This is a genomic window from Priestia sp. FSL W8-0524, from assembly GCF_038005965.1.
Taxonomy (GTDB): Bacteria; Bacillota; Bacilli; order Bacillales; family Bacillaceae_H; genus Priestia; species Priestia zanthoxyli.
The window spans coordinates 857,459-884,155 of record NZ_JBBOUG010000001.1 but is presented as its reverse complement, the minus strand read 5'-3'; the positions used below and the strand labels follow the sequence as shown (position 1 = coordinate 884,155).

Annotated in this window: 25 protein-coding genes and 1 pseudogene; 3 read left to right on the top strand and 23 right to left on the bottom strand. The window is 35.4% G+C overall.

All coding sequences use genetic code 11. The features are described from left to right. Positions 1–19 precede the first annotated feature (19 nt). From NST66_RS04360 to NST66_RS04330, 7 genes are all read right to left on the bottom strand, one after another. Entirely contained in the window at positions 20–1,558 is a 1,539-nt protein-coding gene (locus NST66_RS04360; protein ID WP_340843754.1) for an FMN-binding glutamate synthase family protein, read from the bottom strand. 85 nt (positions 1,559–1,643) lie between these two features. Next, positions 1,644–3,365 (bottom strand): pyruvate oxidase, encoded by a 1,722-nt coding sequence (locus NST66_RS04355; protein WP_340843134.1) that lies wholly within the window; start codon positions 3,363–3,365, stop codon positions 1,644–1,646. 100 nt (positions 3,366–3,465) lie between these two features. After that, positions 3,466–4,233: a tyrosine-protein phosphatase gene (locus NST66_RS04350; RefSeq protein ID WP_063247626.1), complete on the bottom strand. Its 768-nt coding sequence runs from the start codon at positions 4,231–4,233 to the stop codon at positions 3,466–3,468. Positions 4,234–4,512: 279 nt separating this feature from the next. Continuing rightward, positions 4,513–5,250, bottom strand: a complete 738-nt coding sequence (locus NST66_RS04345) for a CpsB/CapC family capsule biosynthesis tyrosine phosphatase (protein ID WP_340843133.1) — start codon at positions 5,248–5,250, stop codon at positions 4,513–4,515. A 142-nt stretch (positions 5,251–5,392) separates the two neighbouring features. Beyond that, a complete protein-coding gene (locus tag NST66_RS04340) occupies positions 5,393–6,154 on the bottom strand; it encodes a tyrosine-protein phosphatase (protein ID WP_340843131.1) in 762 nt (253 codons plus the stop codon). A gap of 263 nt (positions 6,155–6,417) precedes the next feature. Further along, positions 6,418–6,825, bottom strand: a complete 408-nt coding sequence (locus NST66_RS04335) for a hypothetical protein (protein ID WP_340843130.1) — start codon at positions 6,823–6,825, stop codon at positions 6,418–6,420. A gap of 52 nt (positions 6,826–6,877) precedes the next feature. Continuing rightward, positions 6,878–7,645: an SGNH/GDSL hydrolase family protein gene (locus NST66_RS04330; RefSeq protein ID WP_340843129.1), complete on the bottom strand. Its 768-nt coding sequence runs from the start codon at positions 7,643–7,645 to the stop codon at positions 6,878–6,880. Positions 7,646–7,824: 179 nt separating this feature from the next. Between NST66_RS04330 and tagU the strand changes: the two genes are divergently transcribed. Beyond that, entirely contained in the window at positions 7,825–8,781 is a 957-nt protein-coding gene (gene tagU / locus NST66_RS04325; protein WP_340843128.1) for a polyisoprenyl-teichoic acid--peptidoglycan teichoic acid transferase TagU, read from the top strand. Positions 8,782–8,826: 45 nt separating this feature from the next. Here the strand turns inward: tagU and NST66_RS04320 are convergent, their stop codons facing one another. From NST66_RS04320 to NST66_RS04255, 14 genes are all read right to left on the bottom strand, one after another. Further along, positions 8,827–9,537, bottom strand: coding sequence for a CpsD/CapB family tyrosine-protein kinase (locus NST66_RS04320; RefSeq protein ID WP_340843127.1), 711 nt, complete (start codon positions 9,535–9,537; stop codon positions 8,827–8,829). Continuing rightward, the gene (locus tag NST66_RS04315; protein WP_340843126.1) at positions 9,527–10,282 is read right to left on the bottom strand and encodes a YveK family protein; all 756 of its coding nucleotides are present in this window, start codon (positions 10,280–10,282) and stop codon (positions 9,527–9,529) included. Before NST66_RS04315 ends, NST66_RS04320 begins: the two co-directional genes overlap by 11 nt. 153 nt (positions 10,283–10,435) lie before the next feature. Further along, the gene (gene rfbD / locus NST66_RS04310) at positions 10,436–11,278 is read right to left on the bottom strand and encodes a dTDP-4-dehydrorhamnose reductase (protein ID WP_340843125.1); all 843 of its coding nucleotides are present in this window, start codon (positions 11,276–11,278) and stop codon (positions 10,436–10,438) included. Beyond that, positions 11,278–12,288: a dTDP-glucose 4,6-dehydratase gene (gene rfbB / locus NST66_RS04305; protein WP_340843124.1), complete on the bottom strand. Its 1,011-nt coding sequence runs from the start codon at positions 12,286–12,288 to the stop codon at positions 11,278–11,280. Before rfbB ends, rfbD begins: the two co-directional genes overlap by 1 nt. A gap of 7 nt (positions 12,289–12,295) precedes the next feature. Next, positions 12,296–12,850, bottom strand: coding sequence for a dTDP-4-dehydrorhamnose 3,5-epimerase (gene rfbC, locus NST66_RS04300; protein WP_340843123.1), 555 nt, complete (start codon positions 12,848–12,850; stop codon positions 12,296–12,298). After that, positions 12,847–13,749 carry a glucose-1-phosphate thymidylyltransferase RfbA gene (gene rfbA, locus NST66_RS04295; protein WP_340843122.1) on the bottom strand — a complete coding sequence of 301 codons (903 nt, stop codon included), beginning with the start codon at positions 13,747–13,749 and terminating at the stop codon, positions 12,847–12,849. The genes rfbC and rfbA overlap by 4 nt, the downstream gene beginning before the upstream one ends. 27 nt (positions 13,750–13,776) lie before the next feature. Continuing rightward, positions 13,777–14,691, bottom strand: a complete 915-nt coding sequence (locus tag NST66_RS04290; RefSeq protein WP_340843753.1) for a glycosyltransferase family 2 protein — start codon at positions 14,689–14,691, stop codon at positions 13,777–13,779. A 9-nt stretch (positions 14,692–14,700) separates the two neighbouring features. Next, positions 14,701–15,675: a glycosyltransferase family 2 protein gene (locus NST66_RS04285; protein ID WP_340843121.1), complete on the bottom strand. Its 975-nt coding sequence runs from the start codon at positions 15,673–15,675 to the stop codon at positions 14,701–14,703. Between the two features lies 1 nt (position 15,676). Beyond that, on the bottom strand, positions 15,677–16,873 hold the full coding sequence (locus NST66_RS04280) for an O-antigen ligase family protein (RefSeq protein WP_340843120.1): 1,197 nt from the start codon (positions 16,871–16,873) through the stop codon (positions 15,677–15,679). A gap of 32 nt (positions 16,874–16,905) precedes the next feature. Beyond that, the gene (locus NST66_RS04275) at positions 16,906–17,892 is read right to left on the bottom strand and encodes a glycosyltransferase family 2 protein (protein ID WP_340843119.1); all 987 of its coding nucleotides are present in this window, start codon (positions 17,890–17,892) and stop codon (positions 16,906–16,908) included. Between the two features lie 19 nt (positions 17,893–17,911). Continuing rightward, positions 17,912–19,384: a lipopolysaccharide biosynthesis protein gene (locus tag NST66_RS04270; protein WP_340843118.1), complete on the bottom strand. Its 1,473-nt coding sequence runs from the start codon at positions 19,382–19,384 to the stop codon at positions 17,912–17,914. A 58-nt stretch (positions 19,385–19,442) separates the two neighbouring features. Continuing rightward, positions 19,443–20,120 carry a sugar transferase gene (locus NST66_RS04265; RefSeq protein WP_340843117.1) on the bottom strand — a complete coding sequence of 226 codons (678 nt, stop codon included), beginning with the start codon at positions 20,118–20,120 and terminating at the stop codon, positions 19,443–19,445. 20 nt (positions 20,121–20,140) lie between these two features. After that, positions 20,141–21,025, bottom strand: a complete 885-nt coding sequence (gene galU / locus NST66_RS04260; RefSeq protein WP_340843116.1) for a UTP--glucose-1-phosphate uridylyltransferase GalU — start codon at positions 21,023–21,025, stop codon at positions 20,141–20,143. A gap of 162 nt (positions 21,026–21,187) precedes the next feature. Beyond that, positions 21,188–21,955, bottom strand: a complete 768-nt coding sequence (locus NST66_RS04255; RefSeq protein ID WP_340843115.1) for a tyrosine-protein phosphatase — start codon at positions 21,953–21,955, stop codon at positions 21,188–21,190. A 413-nt stretch (positions 21,956–22,368) separates the two neighbouring features. Between NST66_RS04255 and NST66_RS04250 the strand changes: the two genes are divergently transcribed. Next, entirely contained in the window at positions 22,369–23,484 is a 1,116-nt protein-coding gene (locus tag NST66_RS04250; RefSeq protein WP_340843114.1) for a right-handed parallel beta-helix repeat-containing protein, read from the top strand. Between the two features lie 189 nt (positions 23,485–23,673). Here the strand turns inward: NST66_RS04250 and NST66_RS04245 are convergent. Continuing rightward, positions 23,674–24,207 (bottom strand): annotated as a pseudogene (locus NST66_RS04245) (phospho-sugar mutase); the annotation flags it as partial. 265 nt (positions 24,208–24,472) lie between these two features. Between NST66_RS04245 and NST66_RS04240 the strand changes: the two are divergent. Next, positions 24,473–24,919, top strand: a complete 447-nt coding sequence (locus NST66_RS04240) for a VanZ family protein (protein WP_340843113.1) — start codon at positions 24,473–24,475, stop codon at positions 24,917–24,919. A 55-nt stretch (positions 24,920–24,974) separates the two neighbouring features. Here the strand turns inward: NST66_RS04240 and NST66_RS04235 are convergent, their stop codons facing one another. Continuing rightward, entirely contained in the window at positions 24,975–26,687 is a 1,713-nt protein-coding gene (locus NST66_RS04235) for a methyl-accepting chemotaxis protein (RefSeq protein WP_340843112.1), read from the bottom strand. Between the last annotated feature and the right edge of the window lie 10 nt (positions 26,688–26,697).

Below are 26,697 nucleotides of genomic sequence, written 5' to 3'. Positions count from 1 at the left end.
CTGCCAACCGGCAGCTTTTTTATACGTACATCTTTTCTTTTGTAGCAATATCAGCTAACTGTCCGCTGCTGTTTTTGAACACCACGTGCTTCTTTGAAAACTTCGTTGGTGAATCAATGCCGGCAGCTGCGGCTAAATTAAACAATCCTTCACGTAATGACAGCACGTAGTTGCACACGCGGTATGACTTTTCTTCAATAATAAGCGCTTTTTGCAGCTTTGGATCTGTTGTGGCTACGCCCACTGGACAACGGTTATTGTGACAAACTTGCGCTTGAATACAGCCAACAGAAAACATAAAGCCTCTGGCAATATTTACGCAGTCAGCGCCCAGTGATAAAGCCGTAGCAATTTTATCAGCCGTTAACAGCTTGCCGGATGCAAAAAGTTTTACTTGATCACGAACGCCATATTTTTTAAGCAGGTCATCCACAAAAGGAAGTCCTGAAAACAGCGGTACCCCCGCTCCGTCTGCTAATTCTTGAAACGATGCGCCCGTTCCTCCTTCTGCTCCGTCAATCGTAATAAAGTCAGGACCGCTTCCTGTCTCTTTCATATACGCCGCCATTTCTTCAAGATCATTTGTGTTTCCGACAACCATTTTAATGCCTACTGGCTTGCCGCCTACATCTCGAAGTTTTTCAATAAACTGGAACATTTCAGGATACGACGCGAACTCTTTAAAACGGTTTGGACTGTCTACAGATTCTCCCGGCTTTAAGTTGCGGATTTCAGCAATTTCTTCCGTTACTTTTGAACCGTCTACGTGACCGCCTCGCGTTTTGGCTCCTTGGGCGAGCTTAATTTCAAACGCTTTGATTTGCTTCATTTCACTTTTCTTTTTAAACTCTTCCCACGAAAATTCGCCTTCTTTTGTCCGAACGCCAAAAAGCCCAGGGCCAATTTGAAAAATGATATCGACGTTTCCTTTTAAATGATAAGGTGACAATCCGCCTTCTCCCGTGTTCATCCACGTGCCGCCTGCTCGTCCTAACCCTAGGGATAAAGCGGTAATCGCGTGGTCACCAAGCGCTCCAAAGCTCATGCCGGACTGGCCGATTAATCCTTTTACAACAAACGGCTTTTTGCATAAAGGACCTATAATGACCGCATCTTCATCTCGCAAATAAAACGGATTCGCTTCTTTTTCTTCTCGGTGCTCTCTTCGGCTAAATAAGTTATCGGCGTCCATTTTATATACTTTTGTTTTGACTTTTTGCGTATTATCCGCTTTCATTTCATCGCGCTGCTTTGGAAACACCGCGTTTCGAATATAATAGCCCGGTTCGCTAAAATCGCGCTCTGAGCCAAATCCCATCATTCGGTTGAGATATTTACCTGACTTAACGGTTTGCTCGTATTGATTTCTAGAAAACGGCTTGCCTTCGTTATTATTTAAAAATAAATACTGACGCAGTTCAGGCCCCATTTTCTCAAAAATATAGCGCATTTTTCCGAGCAGCGGATAGTTTCTCAAAACCGAATGCTCTTCTTGTTTTTCATCTTTCATCCAAAGAATAATAGCGATAATAACCGGCACTATAATCACAAGCATCATGACCGCACCAAAAATAAGTAAAATGATTTCAAACACTCCCACGATATCCCTCCTAAAAAGACTCTCCTGTAAGGAGAGTCACTGATTAAAGCATTCTGCTTAGTCCTTTTCGAAGCGGCGGCATTTCGAGCTCATGTTCTTTAAAGAACTTTTTCATGATGTGCTTCGAATAATTGGCCGCTTGTCCGAATGAAATTTTGCCTGGAAGCGGCGGTTCATCAGCAACAACGACATCAATCACTACAGGAACATTCGCAAGCGCTGCTTTTTCAAAAGCGGTTTCGAGCTCTTCGTATTTTTCAACGCGGTAGCCGATTCCTCCGCATGATTCAGCGAACTTCGCAAAGTTCATTTCACCAAGCTGCGTTTGGTAATCCAAGTGACCTTGAATAGCTTGTTCATATTTAATCATCCCGATTTCACTGTTATTAAGGACGACGACAACAATCGGCAGCTTGTACTTCACAGCCGTCACAAAGTCTTGCATGACCATCGTAAAGCCTCCGTCACCGCATACGGCTACCGATTGTTTTTCAGGATGAGCAAGCTTTCCTGCAATCGCAGCCGGAAGTCCGCAGCCCATCGTTGCCAGCCAGCTTGAAATCACAAATTTTTGATTCGTCATGCGGAAATGTCTTGCCATCCATACCGTCACGTTCCCGACATCAACAGATACAATCGCATCATCATCAACGATTTTTTGCAGCTTAGGAATGACTTGCTGCGGCTTAATTGGCGTACTCACTTCATTTTCTTCTTTTTCTACGTGCTTCCACCAGTTTTCCATATTAACTTGACACTCTTCTAAGAAACGGCGGTTTTCTTGATAATCTAAATTATGCGCAAGCTGCGACAGGGTCGTTTTAGAGTCTCCGACTAATCCGATGGATACAGGATAGCGTCTGCCAATTTGTGTGGCGTCAGAGTCCAGCTGAATCGCTTCAACCCCGTCCGGTAAAAACTCACGGTACGGAAACGAAGTTCCAATCATAATCAGCAAATCGGTTTCTTCCATCGCTTCATACGCCGGCTTTGTCCCAATTTGACCGAGCTGACCTAGATTATAAGGGTGATGATCAGGCAGTATTCCTTTACCCGGAAGCGTAAAGATAATCGGCGCCGCAATTTTCTCCGCGAACTGCGCTAATTCAAGTTTAGCGTGCTTTGCACCTGTTCCTGCTAAAATAACCGGTTTTTTTGCGTATTTAATGGCTAGAAGCGCTTTAGCTACATCTTCCGGGTCACTGTGAGAAATTGTTTTTGATACATTGGCAACTGGCGTTTTTTTATCAATTTTAATCGTTGAAGACGGAATATCGTCTGGAATCACTAGCACCGCGACACCTTTTTTGGCATAAGCCGTTCGAATCGCTTGCTGCAGCAGATGCGGAAATGATTCTGGCGAGTCTACTCGGTGATTAAACACCGACACATCGTCAAAAACACGTTCTAAGTTCACTTCTTGAAACGATTCATTGCCAAGCTTCGCACGAGGCACTTGTCCAGCTAGCACTAGCACCGGTGCACCGTCTGCTTTGGCATCATATAAGCCGTTTAACAAGTGAATCGCACCCGGCCCTCCAATTGACAGACACACGCCGATTTTACCCGTGATTTTAGCGTAAGAAGATGCCGCAAGTGCGCCTACTTCCTCGTGACGGACTTGAATAAACTCAATTTCATCTTTTTCACTTCGCAGATTGTCCATAAAATGATTGATTGAATCTCCGGGCATACCGAAAATATGATCAATCTTCCATTCTTTTAAAACCGACATAGCTGCTTTTCCAGCTGTAGTTTTTATCATATTCAGCCTTCCTTTCTTTAACTTTGTTTCTATTCCATACCACAATGAAAGAAAGACAAAACAAGGGACTTTCCCGTTTTTATGGAAAAGTCCCTTGTTTTCAGCTAAATAATTTAAATAAACTAAATTTTTTCATCGGCTCAGGCTCTAATTGATGCACCGGACGACCGTCGATAATCGCCTCTGCATTTTCAATAAAAAAATAAAGTTCTGACGCACCGTACATATCGGAAATGTAATCATACGCTTTTGAAAGTGAATAGTCGTGGTAATTGCGAGCATGAACGCCAGAGGCAATCACGTGGGCGAAGCGGTATTTAATAAACGTACAGGCCGCTTTTCTTTCTTTCTTTCCGTTTAAACCGAGAATACTAGCAGCGCTTAGCTGAACGAGCACGCCTTTTTTAACAAGCTCATACAAACGCTCAGGGTGATCTCGGAAAATCGGATGACATTCTGGTGAACGTAGAATAGGCACAACGCCTTTTGTGAGAAGATCATACAGCGTTTTTTCAAAATAAGGTGAGATATCATATTCAGGCAGTGAAAGAAATAAATATTTATCGGTGTGATTAAGTGTAAGAAGCTGATTTCGCTCATAGTTTCGCAGAAGCTGAGGTGATAAAGGGACAAGCTGACCTGGTAATACTTGTAGAGGAACACATGAATTTGTAAGCCATTCATTAGCCGCATTTACATAGAGAAATAAATGGTGTTTCATAAACTCTTGATCGCTATCATAAAGCGGCGTCGCCACCACAGACTGAACGCCTTGATCCGCTAAGGAGCGTGCCATTTTCAAAAAGCCGTCTACTTCCTCAGGTCCGCTATCGATATTGGGCAATATGTACGTATGAATATCAATCACTTTATTTCCCTCCCTGCGCTTTGTATAGCTCTATTCTACGACGATTTCTAGTGTGAAACTATGTATTCTTCTCGACATTTACCACCATGAACCCCGGAAAACCGCGTACTTTCCTGTCATCTACTTAACTAACAATATTTTACTATTAATCTTTGTGAAAACGCAAACAAAATTTGTAAAATAACTCCAAATAATGATGAGAAAAGAAGGGATTGAAATAGGTCTTTGTATGCAAATACCCTGATTAAACAGAAGTTAATCAGGGTACAAAGGGAAAATTTAAAAGATTCCTAGGAATTTTGTTTTTTTGATGCGTTCAGGCGGTAACATATGAATGCCTTGACCATTAAATGTAGCTTCAGCATTTTCCATCAGCAGCTGAGCTGTCTCAGCTCCTTTTTCTTTTCTGATTACATCATAAGCCTGACGTAATGAATGCTGCTTGTAGTTATCCAAACTTGCACCAGAAGCAATCACGTGAGCAAGATTGTGTTCAATAAACTGCATTGCGGCTTTTTTAGCGTGCTTGCCGTTTTTACCAATAATACTATCTGAGGATAATTGTATAACAGCTCCTTTTTTAACAAATTTGTACAGTCCGTCTTTATGTTCTAAGAAGTATGGGTGACGTTCAGGTTCACTAATAATTGGAACAATTTCTTTTAACTGAATCTCATATAATAAGTTTTTAAGATAAGATGGTTCTTCCTGAGCAGGAATGGTTAGAATCATATATTTCTCTTGTGAAGTAGGGAAACTTTCTTGAAGATGATACGATTCTGCAAAGTTACGATTTGCCAATACTTCCGTTCCTTCCACGATTGTAAGTGGGATATGGTTATCTTTTAACGTTTGGTTTGCTTCTTTTACATAGAGAGAAAGAGGCGTGTTGGTTTCTTTATCTAACGTCGTGGCCACTGCTTTTACACCTTGATTCACTAAATGCCTAGCTGCGTCTATAAATTGTTGCTTTCTACCCTCTACTCTCGGTAGCATGTGAGTATATATGTCGATCACAAAATCTTCTCCTTATATCTCTGCGATTAGTATCTGGAAGTTCTTTTCTATCGTTCATTATTTTAGCATACTTCTTTTACCAGAATAATAACCTTTAGAACCACAACAAAAAGCCTATTCGTAACGAATAGACCTTTATAAATTAAAATATACCTAGTATTTTTCCTTTTTTTATTCGCTCTGGCTGTTCTTTGAAAATTGCTCGGCCTTCTGCAACATAATCTGCATTTTCCATAAACTTGTACAGAGTTTGTGTACCAAACTGTTTAGATAGCATATCGTATGCTTTAGGCAACGCATACTGTTCGTACGTATCACCGCATACCCCCGATGCAATCACATGAGCGAGTCCATTATTTATAAAAGAAAGCGCGGCTTTTTTCTCTTTACGTCCATTTTGACCGGTTAAGCTGCCGGCAGACAGCTGAACGATGGCTCCTTTTTTGACAAGTTCATAAAGTTCATCAGGTTTATCTAAAAATAAAGCGTTTCTCTCGGGTTCACTAACGATAGGGACAATCCCTTTTAATTGAAGCTGATAAAAAATTTGTTCCGTAGCGCTAATCGTATATTCAGTTGAAAGCTGTAAGAGCATGTACTTTGTGGTTTGATTAATCGTAACGACGGCATTTTGTTCATAAGCTTGAACAAGATGATGATGAATGATTGCCTTTTGTCCTGGCAAAATGGTAAGAGGAATAAATGAATGCTGCAGGCTTTCGTTCGCTGCGGCTATATGCATTAAAATGCTTGATGAATCAGCACCTTCACTCTCATACAGAGGAGCTGCCACAGCAGCCGTCACGCCTTGATTCACTAGTGACTTGGCCATTGCTAGAAAAGCAGTCTTATCGCGTGGTCCTTTGCCTACATTCGGCAAAATATTTGTATATAAATCAATCACAGCACATGCCCCCTTTAATAACAATAATTATACTTAATCTTAATACTATTTTTGGCAATTTTCAATCTTTTTAAAGCGGGCGATTCAGCTTTTCACATAAAATTTACACATTCTTTTTGTTTGCTCTATACCGCTTGAATATTGTGAATAGAAGGAAGTCTTTATTATTACTTATACCCATCTATACGGCTCATAAACAGTATAATCTAACTTACTCGTCCATCTGCTTCCTGAAATTTCAGGAAAAAGATCACGATGATGCCTCAATTTAATACGTGACCGCGCTGCATCTCTGCATCTGGAAGAGACGATATACTTCTCGCATTATAAGCGGGTTTATGAACATAGATTAATAGACGTTCAGCCAAATCAATTTCTAACGACCACTGTTCCATGGAAGGAGTATGAGGCCCGTGCAATCGGCCAACGTAGATTTTCGTATTGTTCGAGTCATTAGTATCGAGCCAATCCTCTTGTAAAATTCTTTTTCCTAACGTTTGATAATCCGCTTTTCCAATGTACAAAAGCACGTCGCTTCCATACACAGGATGCTTTCCGTATATTTGATAAACCCCATAATCAGTCTCTTCATTTTTTAAAGAATGCAAATCCGTTATGCGATAGTGACCTTCCCAGTGAACTTGAATAAGATGCAGATTTTCTGTAGGCATTGCTTGAGGTTCCTCCTAACTTTTCTATAAAAAAACCTGTCAAAAGACAGGTTTAAGATGCTGTAAAATATTCTTCTAAATAGCTAGCCCACGCTTTGTTGCCTTTAGCTGTTGGAACGCGCTGCTTCTCTACTAAATAATCTAATATTTTCTCTGACTTATAGTCAGGCCATGCACTCCAGTGATTGACATACTCATAGCCATTGCTTTTCGCAAATTCACCTAAAGCTTCTGCTTCTTTTGGATAATTGCTAGCATTATAAATTGGCTGAGATGGCTGTAAAATCGTTACAAGGTCTTTATCAGCCTCTGTAATATGAGACATGATCACATTTAAATTATCCAATGTGTTTGTAATGCCTACCACGCCATTATCATTTAATAAAAATGGTTCAAATAACAACACGTCGGGTTTTTCCTTAATAATATCTTTGTAACCTTGGTTACGAACAAAATCAAGCGTTGTTTCGTCTTTGTATTCTAGTACGCTCGTTTCTATAAGTGAACCGTATGTATTATTTAACGTTTCTTTTAAAGTTTCAGGCCAAGCCTTAGAATCAGTAGATGTTGCCTGTGAGCCTACAATTAATAGCTTCATCGGCTTTCCTGATGCCTCTGCACTTTTTAACTTCTCTTTCACGGATTTTGGAAGATTCTCTGCATAGTCTTCCCAATTTCCACTAGTCACTTTACTAGAGCTGCTACTTGACGTGCTTTCACTAGAAGCTTCTGCGGGTTTCTGATGATCCCAATACATTTTACCTGCGACAATAGTAACGATTAGCACAACAGCCGCAAAGATATTCACAAATACTTTCATAAACTAACTCCCTTATTTTTTTACTTGTCTTTCCATTATAATATATTTTTTACTGTTTTTTTATAAAAAATGATTAAAAATGACAATTTTTTTGATAAGATAGAAGAATAGTTGTGTATTTTGTCACATGATGAAATACACAAAATTTTCTTCTAAAAAATTGTAAAGGACGACAAAAAATGGAAAAAGAACATGAAGTACAGCGCAGGAGAAAAAAGCGCAAATCAAAAAAGAAAAAAGGTTTTAAAATTGCTTTAGGTATTATAGTTCTTCTTATTTTAGGTGTAGGAATTTATGGGTATTCCGTGTATAGTTCAGTGGCGAACACCTTTAATCGTACGCATGAACCATTGAACCGTGAAAAATCGGACAAACGTTCTGAAAAAGTAAGTCTGGCTAAACATGATCCAATTTCAATTTTGCTGCTAGGTGTAGATCAACGAGGAGCGGATCGCGGACGTTCAGACTCACTGATGCTGCTAACAGTAAATCCAGATAAAAAAGCGGTCAAAATGGTCAGTATCCCTCGTGATACACGTACTGAAATTGTCGGCAAAGGAAAAGAAGACAAAATCAATCATGCTTATGCATTCGGTGGCGTTGATATGTCCATTAAAACGGTAGAAAATTTCTTAAATGTACCAATTGATTATTACATACAAGTAAATATGGAGAGTTTTAAAGATATTGTAGATGCAGTTGGTGGCGTTACTGTAAATAACACATTAGATTTCACATATGAAGGACATCACTTTGAAAAAGGAAAGCTTGAGTTAAATGGAGAAAACGCATTAAAGTACTCTCGTATGCGCTATGACGATCCACGCGGTGATTTTGGCCGTCAATCCCGTCAACAGCAAATTATTCAAGCAGTTATCGATGAAGGAGCAAGCATTAAATCTCTTACAAACTATGGAACTATCTTAGATGCGATTGGGGATAACGTCAAAACAAACTTAACGTTTGATGACATGAAAGAAATTCAATCGAACTACAAAGAAGCACGCAATAACGTCGAGCACATTCAAATCAATGGTACAGGTGGAAAGATGAACGGTATTTATTACTATAACGTACCAGAGGCAGAACGCACAAAAATTTCAACTACTTTAAAAGAAAACTTAAACTTAAACTAAAAAGAACCCCTCCAGCCGAAGCTGGAGGGGTTTCTTTACATAAACTTATACACCGTAATAATAGTAGTAGTCACTGCCTTCTTCCATTTTACGATTATTTAATACAGCACCCAATACTTTTGCATTGGCTTTTAGTAAAAGCTCTTTCGCTTTTACTGCAGCTTCTTTATCCGTTTTGCCGCTGCTAACGACAAGAATCGAACCGTCTACTTGATTCGCTAAAATCTGTGCATCCGCTACTGCCAATACAGGAGGGGTATCAAATATAACCATATCAAACTGTGCTTTCATTTCTTTCAAAAGTTCCGTCATATTGTTTGATGCAAGTAACTCTGCCGGATTAGGCGGAATAGGACCGCTTGTAAGCAAAGACAGATCTGGTACTTCTGTTGCTTGAACAGCTTGTCCCAGCGTAGACTGTTTTGTTAATACATTCGTTAAGCCAACATGGTTTTCTAAACGGAACGTATAATGAGCAGTTGGCTTACGCAAGTCTGCATCTATTAACAACACGCGAAGCCCCTGCTGAGCGTAAACGGTTGCCAAGTTCGAAGCCGTTGTTGACTTTCCTTCTCCAGGACCTGTTGAAGTTAACACAATAGACTTGATGTCTTGATCAGCATCGGAGAACTGAATATTCGTACGAATTGTACGGTATTGTTCAGCAACAGGATCTTTAGGACTATTATGAGCCAATAAACGACGCTTTAACGTAAGTAATTTATCATTTTTCTGATCTTTTCGTTTACGAGCCATACGTTTCACCTCTTTGCTGAGCCCGAGTATTTAATGGTGTTCTTGTTGCTGTGCTTGTTGCTTTCGGTACTTCTTTGATGTTAGTGATAGCACCTATTACTGGAAGCTCTAGAATACCTTCAATGTCTTGCTCGGTTTTGATAGTGTTGTCCAAATACTCTAGTAAGAAAGCAAGACCCACCCCAACCATTAAACCAACTATAAGCGCGATAGCAATATTAAGAAGAGGCTGTGGCTTAACAGGTGAAACATTATCTTTAACTTCCGCTTTTGAAAGAATACTTACGTTATCCACTTTCATAATCTTCGAGATTTGTGTTTTAAATACTTCAGCTGTTTTGTTTGCAATTTGAGCAGCTACGTGTGGAGATGGATCTTGCACTGTGATTTCGACTACTTGAGAGTCAGTAGCACTGCTAACAAGAATTTGATTATTAAGTTCCTCTACACTACGATCTAAATTGAGCTCATCTTTTACTCTATCTAAGATTGCTGGGCTTTTAATGATAACATTATAGGTATTTATTAATTGAATGTTTGTTTGTACTTCATTTCCCGTATACAGCTGCTGATCAGACTTTGTTTGATTAACAAGAATTTGAGTCTTTGACTCATAAATTGGCGTAATGACAAAAAAGCTCACAACAGCACTGATAATAGCAGCGATAATCGTAATTAAAGCAATTAACCACAAGCGCTTTTTTAGTGTTTGAAACAAGTCTTTCAAGCTAATGGTTTCTTCCATGATGACCTCCAAATACGTCTATTATAATTAAAAACAATATAGCTTCTATTATAATAGACATAGATACTTTTATCTATATCATTTTGGTAGTATTATTATTTTTTTACATTTTTTAATAAATAATATAGAGATAAAAGTTTCATATTATTAATTTTATTGAGTTAAAAAATGTCTCAAACCACTTTTCCAGTGTCTTGGCTCTTCAAAACCATTCATTTTTAGAGACATATGTTTAAAAACTGAATATGCTGGGCGAGCAGCGGGCCTTGGGAAGTCTTCAGTAGTACAAGGCTTTAACTTTACGTTAATTTGTGTTTCTTCGAAAATTGCTTTAGCAAATTCGTACCAAGAACAACTTCCACCATTAGAAATATGATATACCCCATATTTCCGAGTATCTACTAACGCTAAAATAGAATTAGCTAAGTCTAAAGTGTACGTAGGGCAACCTATTTGATCTGCTACCACGGATAACTCTTCTTTTTCTTTTCCAAGCTTCAACATAGTTTTAACAAAATTATTTCCATGCTTGCCATATACCCAAGAAGTCCTCACAATAAAGAATCTAGAATGTAAATCTCGCACAAATTGTTCACCGGCTAATTTAGATTTTCCGTACACTCCTAAAGGAGAAGTTGGAGAAAATTCGTTATAAGGTTCATCGTTAGTACCATCAAATACATAATCCGTACTTACATATACAAGCTTTGCTCCTACTGCTTCTGCTGCTACAGCAACATTGCGTGTACCGTATGCATTAATAAGATATGCTTGTTCAGGCTCCGACTCAGCTAAATCTACTTTTGTATGTGCAGCCGAATGAAGAACAATATTTGGCTTTACAGCACTAATAATTTCTTCAACCTGTGCTTGGTTTGTAATATCCATCTTATCTCGACCAAACCCATAGACTTCAAAACCTTTTTCAGTAAAGAGCTCAACTAACTCCTTACCAAGTTGCCCATTCGCTCCTGTAATTAAGACTTTTTGACTCATTATTTATCACCATATTGTTTGTTATAGTAGTTTACATAGTCACCTGATTTAATGTTTTTCCACCAATCTTGATTATCCAAATACCATTGAATTGTCTCAACAATGCCTGTATCAAACGTGTACTTTGGCTTCCAACCAAGTTCTGTTGTTAATTTAGTAGGATCGATTGCATAGCGACGATCATGTCCAAGGCGGTCTTCTACAAACTTAATTAATTCTTTTGGAGCATTAAGTTTATCTACAATTAAATGTACAATTTCATTATTTGTTCGTTCATTGTGGCCGCCTACATTGTAAATTTCTCCTGGCTCTCCTTTATGAATAACCAAATCAATAGCAGCGCAATGATCTTTTACATGTAACCAATCACGAACGTTTTTACCATCTCCATAAATAGGAAGTTCTTTTCCTTCTAGAGCATTCGTTACCATTAATGGAATCAATTTCTCAGGAAAATGATAAGGACCATAGTTATTTGAACATCTTGTGATATTAACATTCATGCCGAATGTCTCATGGTACGCACTCACAAGCATATCAGCCCCTGCTTTACTTGCAGAGTAAGGACTGTTTGGATCAAGAGGCGTTTCTTCTGTAAAATATCCTGTTTCACCTAGTGAACCATATACTTCATCCGTTGATACTTGTACATATTTCTTCAGGTTATTAGCTTTTGCTACATCTAATAGCGCCTGTGTACCTAACACATTACTCTTAATAAAAATATCTGGCTCTGTAATACTGCGATCAACATGTGATTCTGCTGCAAAGTTCACAATTACATCAATATCATGATATTTAACTAAATGATCTACAAGTTCTCTATTGTTAATATCACCTTTTACAAACGTATAGTTTTCATGACTTTCAATATCTTTTAAGTTTTCAAGATTTCCTGCATATGTAAGTAAATCATAGTTTACAATACCATAACTAGGATATGTTTCTACCATATGACGTACGAAATTACTTCCAATAAAACCTGCTCCACCTGTTACTAAAATATTCATTATTGAATCACTCCCAAGTAAAATTATTATCTGCTTCTGCTAAAGTTGGATGTTTGGTATCTTTATCAGAGAGAACCGGATTATTAAACGGCCAATCAATATTTAAAGCCGGATCGTTCCAAGCGATGCCTCTATCATGCTCTGGAGAATATAGCTCGTCTACTTTATATTGAACCTCGGTATTTTCTACAATTGTACAAAAGCCGTGTGCAAAACCTTTTGGTACTAAAAGCTGACGTTTATTGTCTGCTGATAAGATAAACCCTTGCCATTGCCCGTACGTAGGTGAACCCTTTCGAATATCTACAATCACATCATAAATCGCACCTCGTGTTACACGTACAAGTTTTGTTTGCGCTTTGTCGTTTAGCTGATAATGCATGCCTCGCAAAGTGCCTGGTTGCTGAGATAATGAATGGTTGTCTTGAATAAAGTTCATATCAATTCCGTTTTGTTCAAACAGCTCTTTGTTGTAGCTTTCTGTGAAGAAACCTCTATGATCTCCAAAAACCTTTGGTTCAATTAAGAATGCATCTTCAAATTTTGTATTAATAATATTCATGCTTTTCCTCCTACCAACATTTCTTCTAATGCACTTTGATTAGCTAAACGTAGCATATATTGGCCATATTCATTTTTCTTTAATGGCTCAGCCAATTGAACAAGCTGTTCTTTCGTAATATATCCTTTTCTAAAAGCTATTTCTTCTAAACATGCTACTTTTAAACTTTGGCGCTTTTCTACAGTTTCAATAAATGTAGACGCTTCTAATAACGATTCATGAGTACCTGTATCGAGCCATGCAAACCCACGTCCTAGTAACTCCACTTGAAGCTTTCCGCGACGTAAATACTCTTCATTAACAGAAGTAATTTCTAGTTCACCACGAACTGATGGTTTAATAGATTTGGCAATTTCTACTACGTCGTTATCATAGAAATAGAGGCCTGTGACAGCATAAGTTGATTTTGGATCTGCAGGTTTTTCTTCAATAGAAACGGCTTTGCCTTTTTCATCAAATTCTACTACACCGAAACGTTCAGGGTCTTTTACATTGTATCCAAACACTGTAGCACCCTCGGATCGACTTGCTGCACGCTCTAATGTTTTTGTAAATCCATGACCATAGAAAATATTATCTCCTAAGATAAGAGCCACTGAATCATTTTCAATAAATTCTTCGCCAATAATAAATGCCTGGGCTAAACCGTCAGGTGACTCTTGTACTTCGTAATTTAAATTAATACCTAAATCCTTACCATCGCCAAGCAACTGTTCAAAACGCGGAGTATCAGTAGGAGTAGAAATAATTAATATATCTTTAATCCCAGCTAACATTAGAACTGACAATGGGTAATAAATCATCGGTTTATCATAAATCGGAATTAATTGTTTAGAAATTGATCTTGTAATAGGATATAATCTAGTACCACTACCACCTGCTAAAATAATACCTTTCATAAAATATTGCCTCCTCAAATATATACTTTATTTAGTTTCCCAATATCCCTTATGCATGCTTATTGCTTTTTTTAATTTCAACGCAAGTCGCTCTTCATTTTGACCTAATTTATAACCTATATATTTCATAGCATTTCTTAAAAACAATTCTATAATTAAGTGTGAAGCTTTATTTTTTAATAAAAATTTAAATTGCTCTAATACAAATTTTATTCCTTCACCTTCAGCTTGAGAAAATTCATTTACTATCCAGCCTTCTCTTCCATAAAATACTCCTATATCAAAATATCTTTTGAATTCTTCAATTATGGAATAATCATGAGAATGATAAACTGTAGCATCAGCTGTATAAGCTACTTTATAGTCAGCAAGAATCATCTTGGCACATACATAGGTATCCTCACTTAAAATCACATTGTTAGGAAACATGCCAACTTTTTCAAAAGCTTCTCTTCTGTAAGCAGCAAAAGAATTAGAACAAAATACCGTTTTTATCCCTAGACTATCTTTATCCTTGAAACTTTTTATTATGCTCTTTTCGGGATAGTTGTGTAAACGAGCAAAACTGCCCATAATTTTTGCATTTTTATGAGGTAGCTGACGACCATAAGCCATACCTATACTTTCATCTTCAAAAAATGGGGAAGTAATCTTCTCAATAGCCTCTTCTCCTACTGGAATAGCGTCTTGAGTAAGAAAAACTAAAATGTCCCCTGTAGCAATTCGAGCAGCTACGTTTCTAGTTCCACCATGATTAAATGCTTTCTTATCAATTACATTTACTTTGCAATTAAAAGACTTTGCAATATCTGTAGTATTATCACTGGAGGATGAATCAATAATTAAAGTTTCTATGTTTGCAGGTAACTTATTGAGGATGTCACTTAAAGTTCCTCCAGCATTATAAGTTGGAATAATAATTGATATTTTTATTTTTCTCACTTCTTTCAACTAACTTTTTGCTTTTTGAATCAATTTATGAGAGAGAAAATTCGGTAATACTCTTACAAGAAATTCAAAAGTAATTAGTATTGGATCAAAAGGTAAATGCCTTAAAAATTTAAAGAGGGTTTTAAAACTGAGATCTTCAAAAAATTCTATTCTCTCTCTTACAAAAGTCTCAAAGCACTTAATCCCATATTCAATATCTTTATTCTCATTACTTAAGCTATGTCTTTTTAAAGTTTCAACTTTTTTTCTCTCAACATACAATTTATTAGTTAAATATTCATGCTTACGGTCTATATTAAACAGTACTTTAGCTCCAATTTGATTATTGGAATGGATTCTATATTTTATAAGTGGCTCTTCTACATAGGCTACTCTTCCATAGCATGAGCTGTACAGAGCTAGCCAGTGATCATGTACATATTCATCATAGCTTGGAAAAGGAATACTCTTTTTAGCAATTTCAGTATTTACTAGCATTGTACAGCCAGTTATACTATTTCTTCTTAGAAAATAATGGTATACCCTTTCTCCATGTATGTGATTTAACCGTTTGGAAAATTTCTTAAAACTATTAGAAATAACTTCATCTTCTTCATTGATAACTGCTAAATCAGAGTAACATACTATACTGTGCGTTCTTTCCAGTTCTTCTACTAACTTCTTAATTTTGTAACTTTCCCATATGTCATCTTGGTCGCAATAAGCTATGTACTCACCTGTTGCTAAAGAGGTTAATCTTTCAAAAGTTTTGTTACTACCTAAATTCTGTTTATTTTTCACGATGTTCACTTTAAATGCAGTAACATTTGCTTTAACTATAGTTTCAATTTCTCTAAATAAAATTTCATCTGCTGAATCATCACAAATTATTAATTCTAAATTAGAATATTCTTGCTTATTTAAACTGGATAACTGCTTTTTAAAATATTCTAGATTTGGCTTGTACGTAGCCATAACAATCGAAACTTTATTCATATTAATTTAAATTATCCTTTCTTTCATTGGAGTACAAAACAAGTATGGATAGTAATACTACACCAAATATTAGCGATTGAAGATAAGGATTAAATATACCCACGCTAAATATTAATACGATAAAAAAGGTAGATTCTATATTAAACTTTATATTCGTAATTAAAAATCCTACTATACTAGTAATCAAAACTATGAATAGAACCAATCCCATCTTGAACATTAGAGCAAGCCATTGTAATTCATAAGAAAACAACTCAGTAGAAGACCTTAAGAACTGATTATCATATCCTCCAATTCCTGTACCAAAAAGCAAATGGCTACTCAATATGTTCAATAACATGTCAACTTGATTTACTCTTACAATGTCTGAGCTTGCATTATCATCAGATAAAAATCGATTAAAGAAGGTTTCAAAGATAATTAGGATATTATCTTTGAAAATAAAAAGTATAAATAACCCTATTATGAATAAGCAAGTTTTATAAACCTTGCTTATTTTATTAAAATTTTTAATAAAGACAAAAAATACTGCAAACACATATATTATTATTAGATACCGTGAATAGGCTATATAAATACTAACTAAAAAAACTGTTAAAAGAGAAAATTTATACACTTTTTTGACATTTTTGAAACTACTACTAAAAATCAACAATGGTGTAATTGCAACTATAAAATCACTTACGTAATAAATTCTTATTATTTTATAAGTAGGATCTATTAACATTGTTATAAAACTCACACCAAATAATGTTTTAGATAAATTAGTGAAATCTTCAAACGATATGTTACCTTGAGCTATTTGGAAAACCATTAAGATTTTAAACAATGAATAACATAAACTACCCAAAATTATGGATTTGACGATAGAGATTCCTCTAACATATTCGCTTCTGTAAAGACATAATATAACCACAGGGGATAGAATCAACATATACTCTTGAAGAAACGTATTATAAAATCCATTTATTACCGAAATTAAAAGACTTACAGCTGTGGTCACTACATATATTGTAAAAAAGAGAACATTTACTTTTTTTAACCTGAATTTTTTTTTCAAAAGCATTAATAACCAAAAAATACCACATAGACTCACCAACATTAAGTCCAATGGGACCCCCTTAATACTTCCGCTTGGTATAGCTGCTATAACAAATATGAGTAATAAGAAAGTAGCTTTATAAATTAATTGAATCAAAATAAATCACCTTACAACGTTTATTTTTACTATTAATAAAAAAAGATATCTTTTATAGCGCTACTTACACCATTTGAGAATTTGCTATAGCCTCTACTATTGAATTCTTTGGAAATTTTAGAGACCCTAAAGAGTATATTATTAGACAGCTCTTTTCTAACTTTCAAATGATTTATCTTCTCATTCAATATTGCTTCAGTATTTTCGTCTATACGGTTTCCATCCTTTAGTAAAAAGTGCTGGATTGATTTAAACTGGAGATATTGATCATGGCAGACTATAGAAGCTTTAAATTCTTTTAACTGTTTAACTACGCTAATTATATTTTTTTTAGTTGCTCCTATCTGATTATTGTTATGTTGACGATAGCTAATGAGTTTCTCATTTAGAGGAATTACTTTTTTATCTTTTTCAATACTTAATAAAAAGGCTATCCAGCTATCATGAATCCAAAATTCAGAAATAGGTACTATGCTTTGTAAGTAGCTTTGTTTAAATGCCATAGTAGCACCTGTCACAACATTTGATTTGATAAGTATATCTAATGATTTCTCTCTATACTCTTCTTGTTTACCTGAGCTAAATTTAATTGATTCCCAAAGCGAATAACCTAAACTGTTTAAGTTTTCGTCTACCATATTGGCATCTGTAAAAACCATATACGCACTAGGGTTATTGATAAATTGAGATTCAATCACCTCAATTTTATTTTCATCCCACACGTCGTCTTGATCACATAAAAATATTATGTCTCCCGTACAACGTAGCATTGCTTTTTCAAAATTTTTTGTACTCCCTAACTGATGCCTGTTACTTACTACCTCAACTTTAAATGGTGCTATTTCCTGAAACTCTTCTAACACCTTAAGAGTATTGTCAGTAGAACCATCGTCACACACTATTAACTCATTAGGAATTCGTGTCTGATGTAAAATACTATCCAATTGTTCTTTAATAAATTGCTCACCATTATAAGTACACATCGCTATGGATACTTGGTTATTTTTCACAAAATCCATATTATACCTCTTCCAGACTTTATATTTTTAATATTTTTTTTATTTGTTTTATAGGTAATTCTTTTGTCAAAATTAATATAGTTAAATATACTAAGATGTAGATCAGGCCACCAACTATTAATTCTAATAAAACTTGGCCGAATATATACGGTTTTAACAGAAGACTTACTAACATACTACAAAAAGCACCAAAAATTATTTTTATTACGGAACCATAAGGTAATTTCCATTTTATAAACTTACCTGAAAAAACAAAGATTAAAATAGGATAAATAAACATGCTTATCATGGTAGAAAATGCTGCACCAATATAACTATATTTAGGTATTAATATAAAATTTAAAATTACATTTATTACTGCCGAAATCACTACGAAAAAAAGCATAATTTTAGTTTTTTCCATAATTTCAAAACCTTTATGACCATACATAGCTAAATTCCATGCAGTAGTACCTATAAAAAGAATAGGTATTATTATAGAGCCCTCTCGAAATTCAGGTCCCAATAAGATAGTTGCAATTTCTTTATGAAAAATCAAGACACAGAATATAAGTGGAACAGATATAGTCAAGTATACTTTTGAAAAAAACGATATAGTATTCTCAATTTCCTTTTTGTTTTCACTATGTTTATGTGACATATTCATGATAATTGGATGTGCAGCGTTTAATAAAGGAATTGTTAAAAGACCAAGCCCTGATGAAACAATGGAATAATTTGCAGAATAAATCCCCACAGCCTTACTTGTTTCAAAAAGCTCTAACATGTATCTATCAGATAGATTCAACACCGTGTTTCCTATAAACCACCCTATCATCGGAAATCCATATTTGAAAAACTTTTTAAGGAATGAGTAAAAGGATGATATATTTGTGTATTGAACAATAGTTAGACCTAACTCATTTTCTTTCACCATAGGAATAACTAATAAAAACTGTGAGATAACTAGCCCATATATAATACTTGAAGGATGTGGGTTAACATAATAAATTAAAAGTATCCCCACTACTATCTTTGAAACTGCATTAATCAAATTGAAATTTTTGAATTGTCTAACTTTAAAATCTGACTGCATAGTTTCTCCTAAAGTTAAAAATAAAAATTGACTTATAATCAATAAAAATGCAGCTACATAATATTTCTGATAACTTATATAAAAGCTTTGCGCCCCTGCCAATACTATCCCTAATATAAAAATAACTATAATAACTACTAAGAGTAATACAGTTAGATTGGCATTAAATTCTCGTAACCTATTTTTATTTTTATATTCAGGGCGATATCTCTGAATCGCTTGCTGAATCCACTGCGAAAACAGCGTAGTAATAAACAAACTGGTAATCAACACCAAATTATATTTACCAAACTGCTGAGTAGAAAATATCCTTGTATACAAGGATAATGAAAAAACTCCAATGAGAGCTGGCACTGTAACTGCTAGGACATATATCAAAGCATCCTTTTTAAATCTATTTAAACCATTATTTATCATCTAACTATGCTCCCGAGCTTAATCTATTTATAGTATGTAGCAAAAAATCTAAAGTTATTTAGTAAGCTCCATCCTTTAAAAATACTACCTGAAACGTTTTAAATATAATCTTGATATCTAAAAAGAAGGTTCTTGTTTGTATATATTGCAAATCTAATTCGACCATTTCTTCGAATCCAATATTGCTTCTCCCGCTTACCTGCCACAACCCTGTGCATCCCGGAAGAACTGCTAATCTTTGCTTTTGATAAGCAGTGTATTCTGCTACTTCCCTTGTTAAAGGAGGTCTAGGTCCAACTAAACTCATTTCTCCTTTTAAAACGTTCCATAACTGAGGAAGCTCGTCTAAACTTGTTTTTCGGATAAAAGCCCCTACTTTAGTCACTCGAGGATCATTTTTCATTTTAAACATTGCCCCAGTAGTTTCATTTTCTTTAAGAAGCTCTTGTAATTTTTCCTCTGCGTTTACTATCATTGAACGAAATTTGTACATGCGGAATATCTTGCCGTTTTTCCCTACTCGCTTTTGGGAAAAAAAGATTGGGCCTTTAGGATCTTCTATCTTTATTAATACAGCAATAGTGAGGAGTATTAATGACAGAACTAGAATTCCTATTATTGCTCCTGAAATATCTACACTTCTCTTTAAAAATGTGTATCCATAACGATTATTTACAGAAATATCACTATTCTGTTGATCCTCGTGAGCTTGGGATACAATTCTACTTTTAAGCACTCATATTCCCCCAAACTTCTTTATTTTCCAACTACTATTTCTTTTTGAACTATATCTTTTATTATAGTTAGAACCTCTTCACGTAACTCCTCATGTTGCAAGGCAAATTGGAGAGTGGTGCGGATAAAGCCTATTTTTTCACCCACATCGTATCTAGTACCTTTAAAATCGTAAGCATACACTGATTGTAGCGTATTTAATTTTTGAATAGCATCTGTAAGTTGAATTTCTCCACCTGTACCTATTTCTTGTTCTTCTAAGAAAGTGAATATTTCTGGAGTCAGTACGTACCTACCCATAATTGCTAAGTTTGAAGGAGCTGTACCCAAAGCAGGTTTTTCTACAAAGTTGCGTACTTGATAGAGACGATTATTATTTGATATAGGATCAATAATCCCATACCTCTGTGTTTCGTCTTCTTTTACTTTTTGAACTCCTATTATGGATGAATGGACATTTTCATATTCATTCATCAATTGTTTTAAGCATGGTGTCTGTGCTTGCACCAAATCATCCCCCAATAAGACTGCAAAAGGTTCATCTCCGATGAAATTACGTGCACACCATACTGCATGCCCTAAACCTCGAGGCTCCTTCTGGCGAATATAATGAATATCTATATTGGACGATTGTCTAACTTTTTCCAACAAATTATATTTCTTTTTTTCAGCCAAATTGTTTTCTAATTCAAGAGCATAGTCGAAATGATCTTCTATAGCACGCTTTCCTTTACCTGTAACAATAATAATGTCTTCAATTCCTGACTCTATTGCTTCTTCAACTATATACTGAATGGTTGGCTTATCTACTATAGGGAGCATTTCTTTTGGCATCGCTTTTGTCGCTGGTAAAAAACGTGTTCCCAGGCCTGCCGCTGGAATAATAGCTTTTCTTACTTTTTTCATTAAAATTTAATCCTTTCTTTTCTAATATTTAAGATACAAATAGGGAATTTGATCTCACTCTGAAAATGCGTTAATATGATTTTTTATCATACTTACAACTTAACTAAAAATCACAAATACTTAACTGAATATGAGCCTCTCAATAATTACTGACAATTTAAATCAAAGGAACCCTAGTATTTTTTTTCTTTTAATTTCTTCTGGTGGATATGTAAAACATCGCTCTCCCTTAATCATTGCATTAGCATTTTCATGGAAAAAATACAATACTTCTTGTCCATATTTTGATTTAATTATATCTTCAGCTTCTTTCATGTTGAAATTTCTTCCAGAAACATTGTGTGCATCTGAAGCAAGTACATGGACTAAATTTGAATCTATTAAATCAAAAGAGAATTTTTTTATTTTTTTACCAAATTGACCTACTAGGCTAGCTGCTGTCACTTGTGTCAAAGCACCTTGACTAACAAATTTATATAAAAGGTGTGGATTTTTTATTAAAATGCTGTTGCGTTCTGGGTGAACGATAACTGGTGTTAAACCATTTGCCTGGACATCAAAAAATAATTGCTCAGTAAAACGTGGTATTTGATTTGAAGGAAATTCAATAAGAATATATTTGTGTGTATTATTTAACGTCAGAACTTTATTTGTCAAATAATCTTCTAAAACCTCTCCGTATATTCTAGATTCTTGCCCTGGAAGAATAGTGATAGGAATTCTTTCTTCAAGTAACCTTTCATTCAATTTATCTACTAATTCAATAATGTTTTCTTTCTCGTTTATGTATCTACCATTGTGATGATGAGGAGTTGCAACAATTATATCTATTCCTTGTGAAGCAGCCTCTTTAGCCATTAAAATACTATCTTCAAACGTTTGCGCACCATCATCTACACCAGGAAGAATATGACAATGTATATCGATCATAAGCCATCCCCCTCAAAAGTCCTAATTCGACTAACATTATGAAATGTTACCATAACATTTCAATAGGTTCAATGTCTTATTTTGTCGAAATTCTTAAAATGTATTATATAACCACTCTTATGACCTTTTTATCATCTAAAAAGTTTTAAAATATTACAATGCTTGACTATTAGTGACAAGATAAGATACGGTATGACATTACTTTTTTATGTACAGCTGTTTGAAATTCCACGCCGAATTGATTTCAAAAGTAACACGCCTTAAAAACTATATATCTATTTGAATAAGATAACAAATTACATTATAAGTAATTTTAATCATTGAATACTAATCACTCTAGGTATGCAAATAGACAAAAATTTCTTATTTATATAAAATGAATATAATTGATTTAGAAAGGACAGATGAACACCTTGAGTAAAAAATACATAACCACTGCATTAGCTTTGCTTATTCTATGTTTTATAATCTTTCTTACAACCAAGAGTTTAACTGACGAATCTCCAAAAGTATTAAAGACAAAATCCTTTAATATTATCCCAAACAGCACCATTGATCAAACTCAAAAAATCCAGAAGCTTATTATTCTTGCAGAGAAAGAACAAAAAACTTTAGAATTTTCCCAAGGAACTTACTTAATTAGTAAGCCTTTAGTTATCAAACACCCCCTTAATATACGAGGGGAAAATGCACTAATAAAGCTAAGTTCTAACTTTAAATCCAATAAATTAGGACAAGGCTTTTTTTACTCAAATACCGTTAATGATATATCCATTTCGAACCTTAAATTTGATGGTAATAAAGATTTTCTTACTAAGGATCCACGCAATAATTTTGTTTTATGGTTTGAAAATTCTTCCAATATAGTGATTAAAAATTGTCACGTTATTAACCTCAATGGAAAAGGTGAAAACTTAAATACCGCTTTCGGGTTTATCGGCTTATCAAATAACATACAAGTTATACACAATTTTTTTGAAAACTCCGATGGCGGTGCAATTTTTTTTCAAGGTAGTAACTCTTTGGCAAGAGAAAATATTGTCACAAACGTTAAAGATGTAGCACTTGTAGCAAACGGATCTAATAGTAAAAATGTTTTATTTGAAAGCAATTCTATTTCTGGAGCAGATACAGGAAGTATCGGAATTGAGAATGGCCCTTCCAATATTAAAATTATTAAAAACAAAATTTATAATTTCACTAACGGATATGGTATCGGAATTTTAAATTTTAGAGAAGTAACAGAAAGTGTTGCTAATAATATACTCATAGAAGATAATTTAATTGATACTAATATCGGAATTAATCCTTGCAATGGTATAGCTATTGTAAAAGCAACAAATGTTAAAATTGTTAAAAATAAGATTAAGAACATTAATGCTAATAATATAAGTAACAACGCTATTTTTTTAAACCAATGGGTTAATAACAGTTCAGTTTATAACAATGTTTTGATTAATTTGACAGTTCCAGGTGTTGTCAGTCAAGGTTCTAATACTAATTTTATAAAAAATAATGAAGAATTATAGCTATTCACGAGAGCGTAAGCTAAGATAGAGTTGACTGTTTAACTTCTTTTTTAAAATAAATTTCATGCACGTAAATGTTCATTTTCTCGCTCAAGTTCTTTTATTTTACGCTTTAATTTTTAGCTCTATTTCAGGTTTCGTTCCTCCTTTTTTATAATAAAGCAATTCACTTTAATATCCGTAAGTGATATCTTCAATTACATCCATGTAAGAAGCAATATAGTCAGCAGCAGGCGGAAGCTGTGCACCGTCTTTTCCATATACTTTATAGCCGTTGTATTCAGGGGGTTATGGCTAGCTGTAATGACAATTCTAGCAAACGCCTGTAAATAGCGTACGGCAAATGAAAGCTCTGGCGTTGGACGTAGTTCTTCAAAAACGTAGGTTTTTATGCCACAAATCACCAGAGCTTGTTACTTCTGGCGCAAACTCTGGTGATTTGTGGCGTGAATCGTAAGCAACAACTACCCCTTGCTGTTTGGCGTTCTCACCTTGCGTTTCTACGTAGCGCGCAAGCCCTGTCGTTGCTTTTTGAATCGTATAGATATTTAAACGATTTGTTCCAGGGCCAATTTCCCCTCTCATGCCACCCGTACCGAATTCTAAGCTTTTATAAAATGCGTCTTCTTTTTCTGTCTCACTCATTGAGCGTAATTGACTTTTAAGTTTTTCAGATATAGACTCTGACATAAGCCATTTATTGTATGTATCATTCCACTTCACATTCATCTCTCCATTTCAAGGGTCTATATATCTATCATATTTGTATTGTATGAACTGTTCATGAATATACCTTTAAATTACCTAAAAAAAAACCTTTTTTTAAAAAAATTAGCTTTTATGGTAGCGGTTTATTTCTTTAATTTGTGCATGTTTAAGTAATTTACCCCGTATCATACCTCATAAAATGCTTATTAATTTCTTGCTTTTTTCTTAATTTTTTTCTATGATTAAAAGAAAATTTGATAGAGAAAAGAGTTAGTTTATCATGTTAAAATGGGTCTTATTAGTTCTTATGCTTTTATCCATTTCAAAGTTCTCCCATACTCCTCACCTGTTAGTAACCGATCCTTCTACGTGGACAAATTCTTCCGTGTGGAATCATAACACTACGCTTTGGTCCATTCTGCGTCCTGGAAGTGAATTTTATACGTCGTATACATACGGATTTGATTTAGAATTTACTCTTCGAAAAATTGCTCACCTTTCTTTTTTCGGTATGTTGGGTCTGCTTTTTTACTGGAATTTACAGAAACAGCGCTATCGTTATCTAAAAGCATGGCTTTGTCTGGCTGCATTTGCCTTTTTAGATGAAATTCATCAGGCTTTTATTATTGGACGAGACGGACGAATTGTAGATGTGATGATTGATTCATTAGGCGGAGCTATTTTATTGTTTCTTCTGTATAAAGTGAGAAAGCCTGCAGCTAAGTAGAATAAAAAATGATACGGTAAGCAAAAAGCATGAAGCGAGCGCTTCATGCTTTTTCTTATATTTTAAACTGAGCAATGAGTCCTTGAAGTTCTTCTGACATATTCGCTAGATCCATCGCAGAGGATGCGATTTCTTGCATGGACGCAAGTTGTTCTTCTGTTGTAGCCGATACGTTTTGCGCCCCGGCTGCCGCTTCTTCGGCGATGCCGTTCACTTCATGAATCGCCCCCTGGACCTCGAGCGTATCTTTGGCCAAGCTGTGAATTGCACTTCCAATTTGCTGAATTTGGTCCACTACATGCTGTACGGCTTCGTTAATTTGCATAAACGACGTACCTGCTTGTTCGACTACCTCTAGACCTTCTTTTACTTCTTCTTTGGTGGTCGTCATTGACTGCAGCGTCCGAGCTGTTTCGCTTTGGATAATCGCAACCAGGTCTTTAATTTGATTTGCTGAGTTAGATGAGCCTTCTGCTAGTTTTCGTACTTCACTTGCAACAACAGCAAAGCCTTTGCCGTGATCTCCCGCTCTTGCGGCTTCAATAGCTGCATTTAAAGCAAGCAGATTTGTTTGGTCAGCAATCGTTGTGATGACCTCGTTAATTTGACTAATTTTAGCTGAGTGGTCGCTAAGACCTTGAAAAACAGATGAGAGTTCAGTGACATTTTCGTTGATTGATTTCATTTGTTTGGCTGCTGTTTCAACGGTCGCTGTTCCGCTATTTGAAATCGCAGCTGTGTCGAGTGCTCGCTTAGTGATTTGCTCGACGTTTTCAACAACTTCTGATGTTTGGTTCGTAATGCGGTGAATAATGGTGGAGCTTTCTTGAATTTGATTCACTTGATGGTTGGATCCTGAGGCTAGTTTTTCAGTGATGCTTGAAATATGTTCAATGGCACTATTGTTTTGTTCTGCGCTGGCGCTTAGTTCTTCTGAAGAAGCGGCCACCGTTGATGAAATGTTTCCAACGGACATCATCATTTCTTTTAATCCGCCAATCATTTTATTAAATGATGCTGTAAGTAAGCCAATTTCATCTTTGGATTCGTAGGTGCCTTGCACTTGAAAATCCCCGTCTTTTGCTGTTTCCATGAGGTTTTTAATATCGTTTAACGGCTTTGTAATCATGCGTGCAATCAGAAGTCCAATTCCTATTGTAAGTAGGATGACTAACGCGCTGACGAGTAAAAGAGTGGTTACGGCTGATTTTACGCTTTGCTTATTTTTTTGATAAATGCTTTTTGCTTCGTTATTGTTTATCGTTTGAAGATCATCTAGCGTGTTGTTTATGGTCGTACGCAGCGTGACGATTTGTTTAGAAAAAACGTTATAGGCTTCATCTTCTTTTTCATCTTGAGCAAGCTGTATGGCTTCACTTCTTGCTTGTGTTAAGTTACTAATATTTTCTTTGTACACATCGAGCTTTTCTTTTTCATTATCCAGCATAAATGTTTTTTCGTATTGCGCCATGAGCTTGTTATTTTCAGCTTCTTTTTCTTGAATTTCATCGAGGCGCTTACGCTGATAGTTTTCATCTTTCGATAAAATCATTTCAAGCATATTCGCATCAATCGCTCGATTATTCGTACGAATTTGCCCTAACTGCCTGATTGGCTGCAGGCGGTCATTGTACATAGACTCCGAGCTGTCAGCAATTCGCTGTGTGTAAAAATAGCTAATCACCGCGACTGCAATAAGTGAAATTGTTGAAATTATAACCATTACTAGCAGCTTTCGATAGATACTCAGATTTCGTAATGCCCCCATAACATTTCCC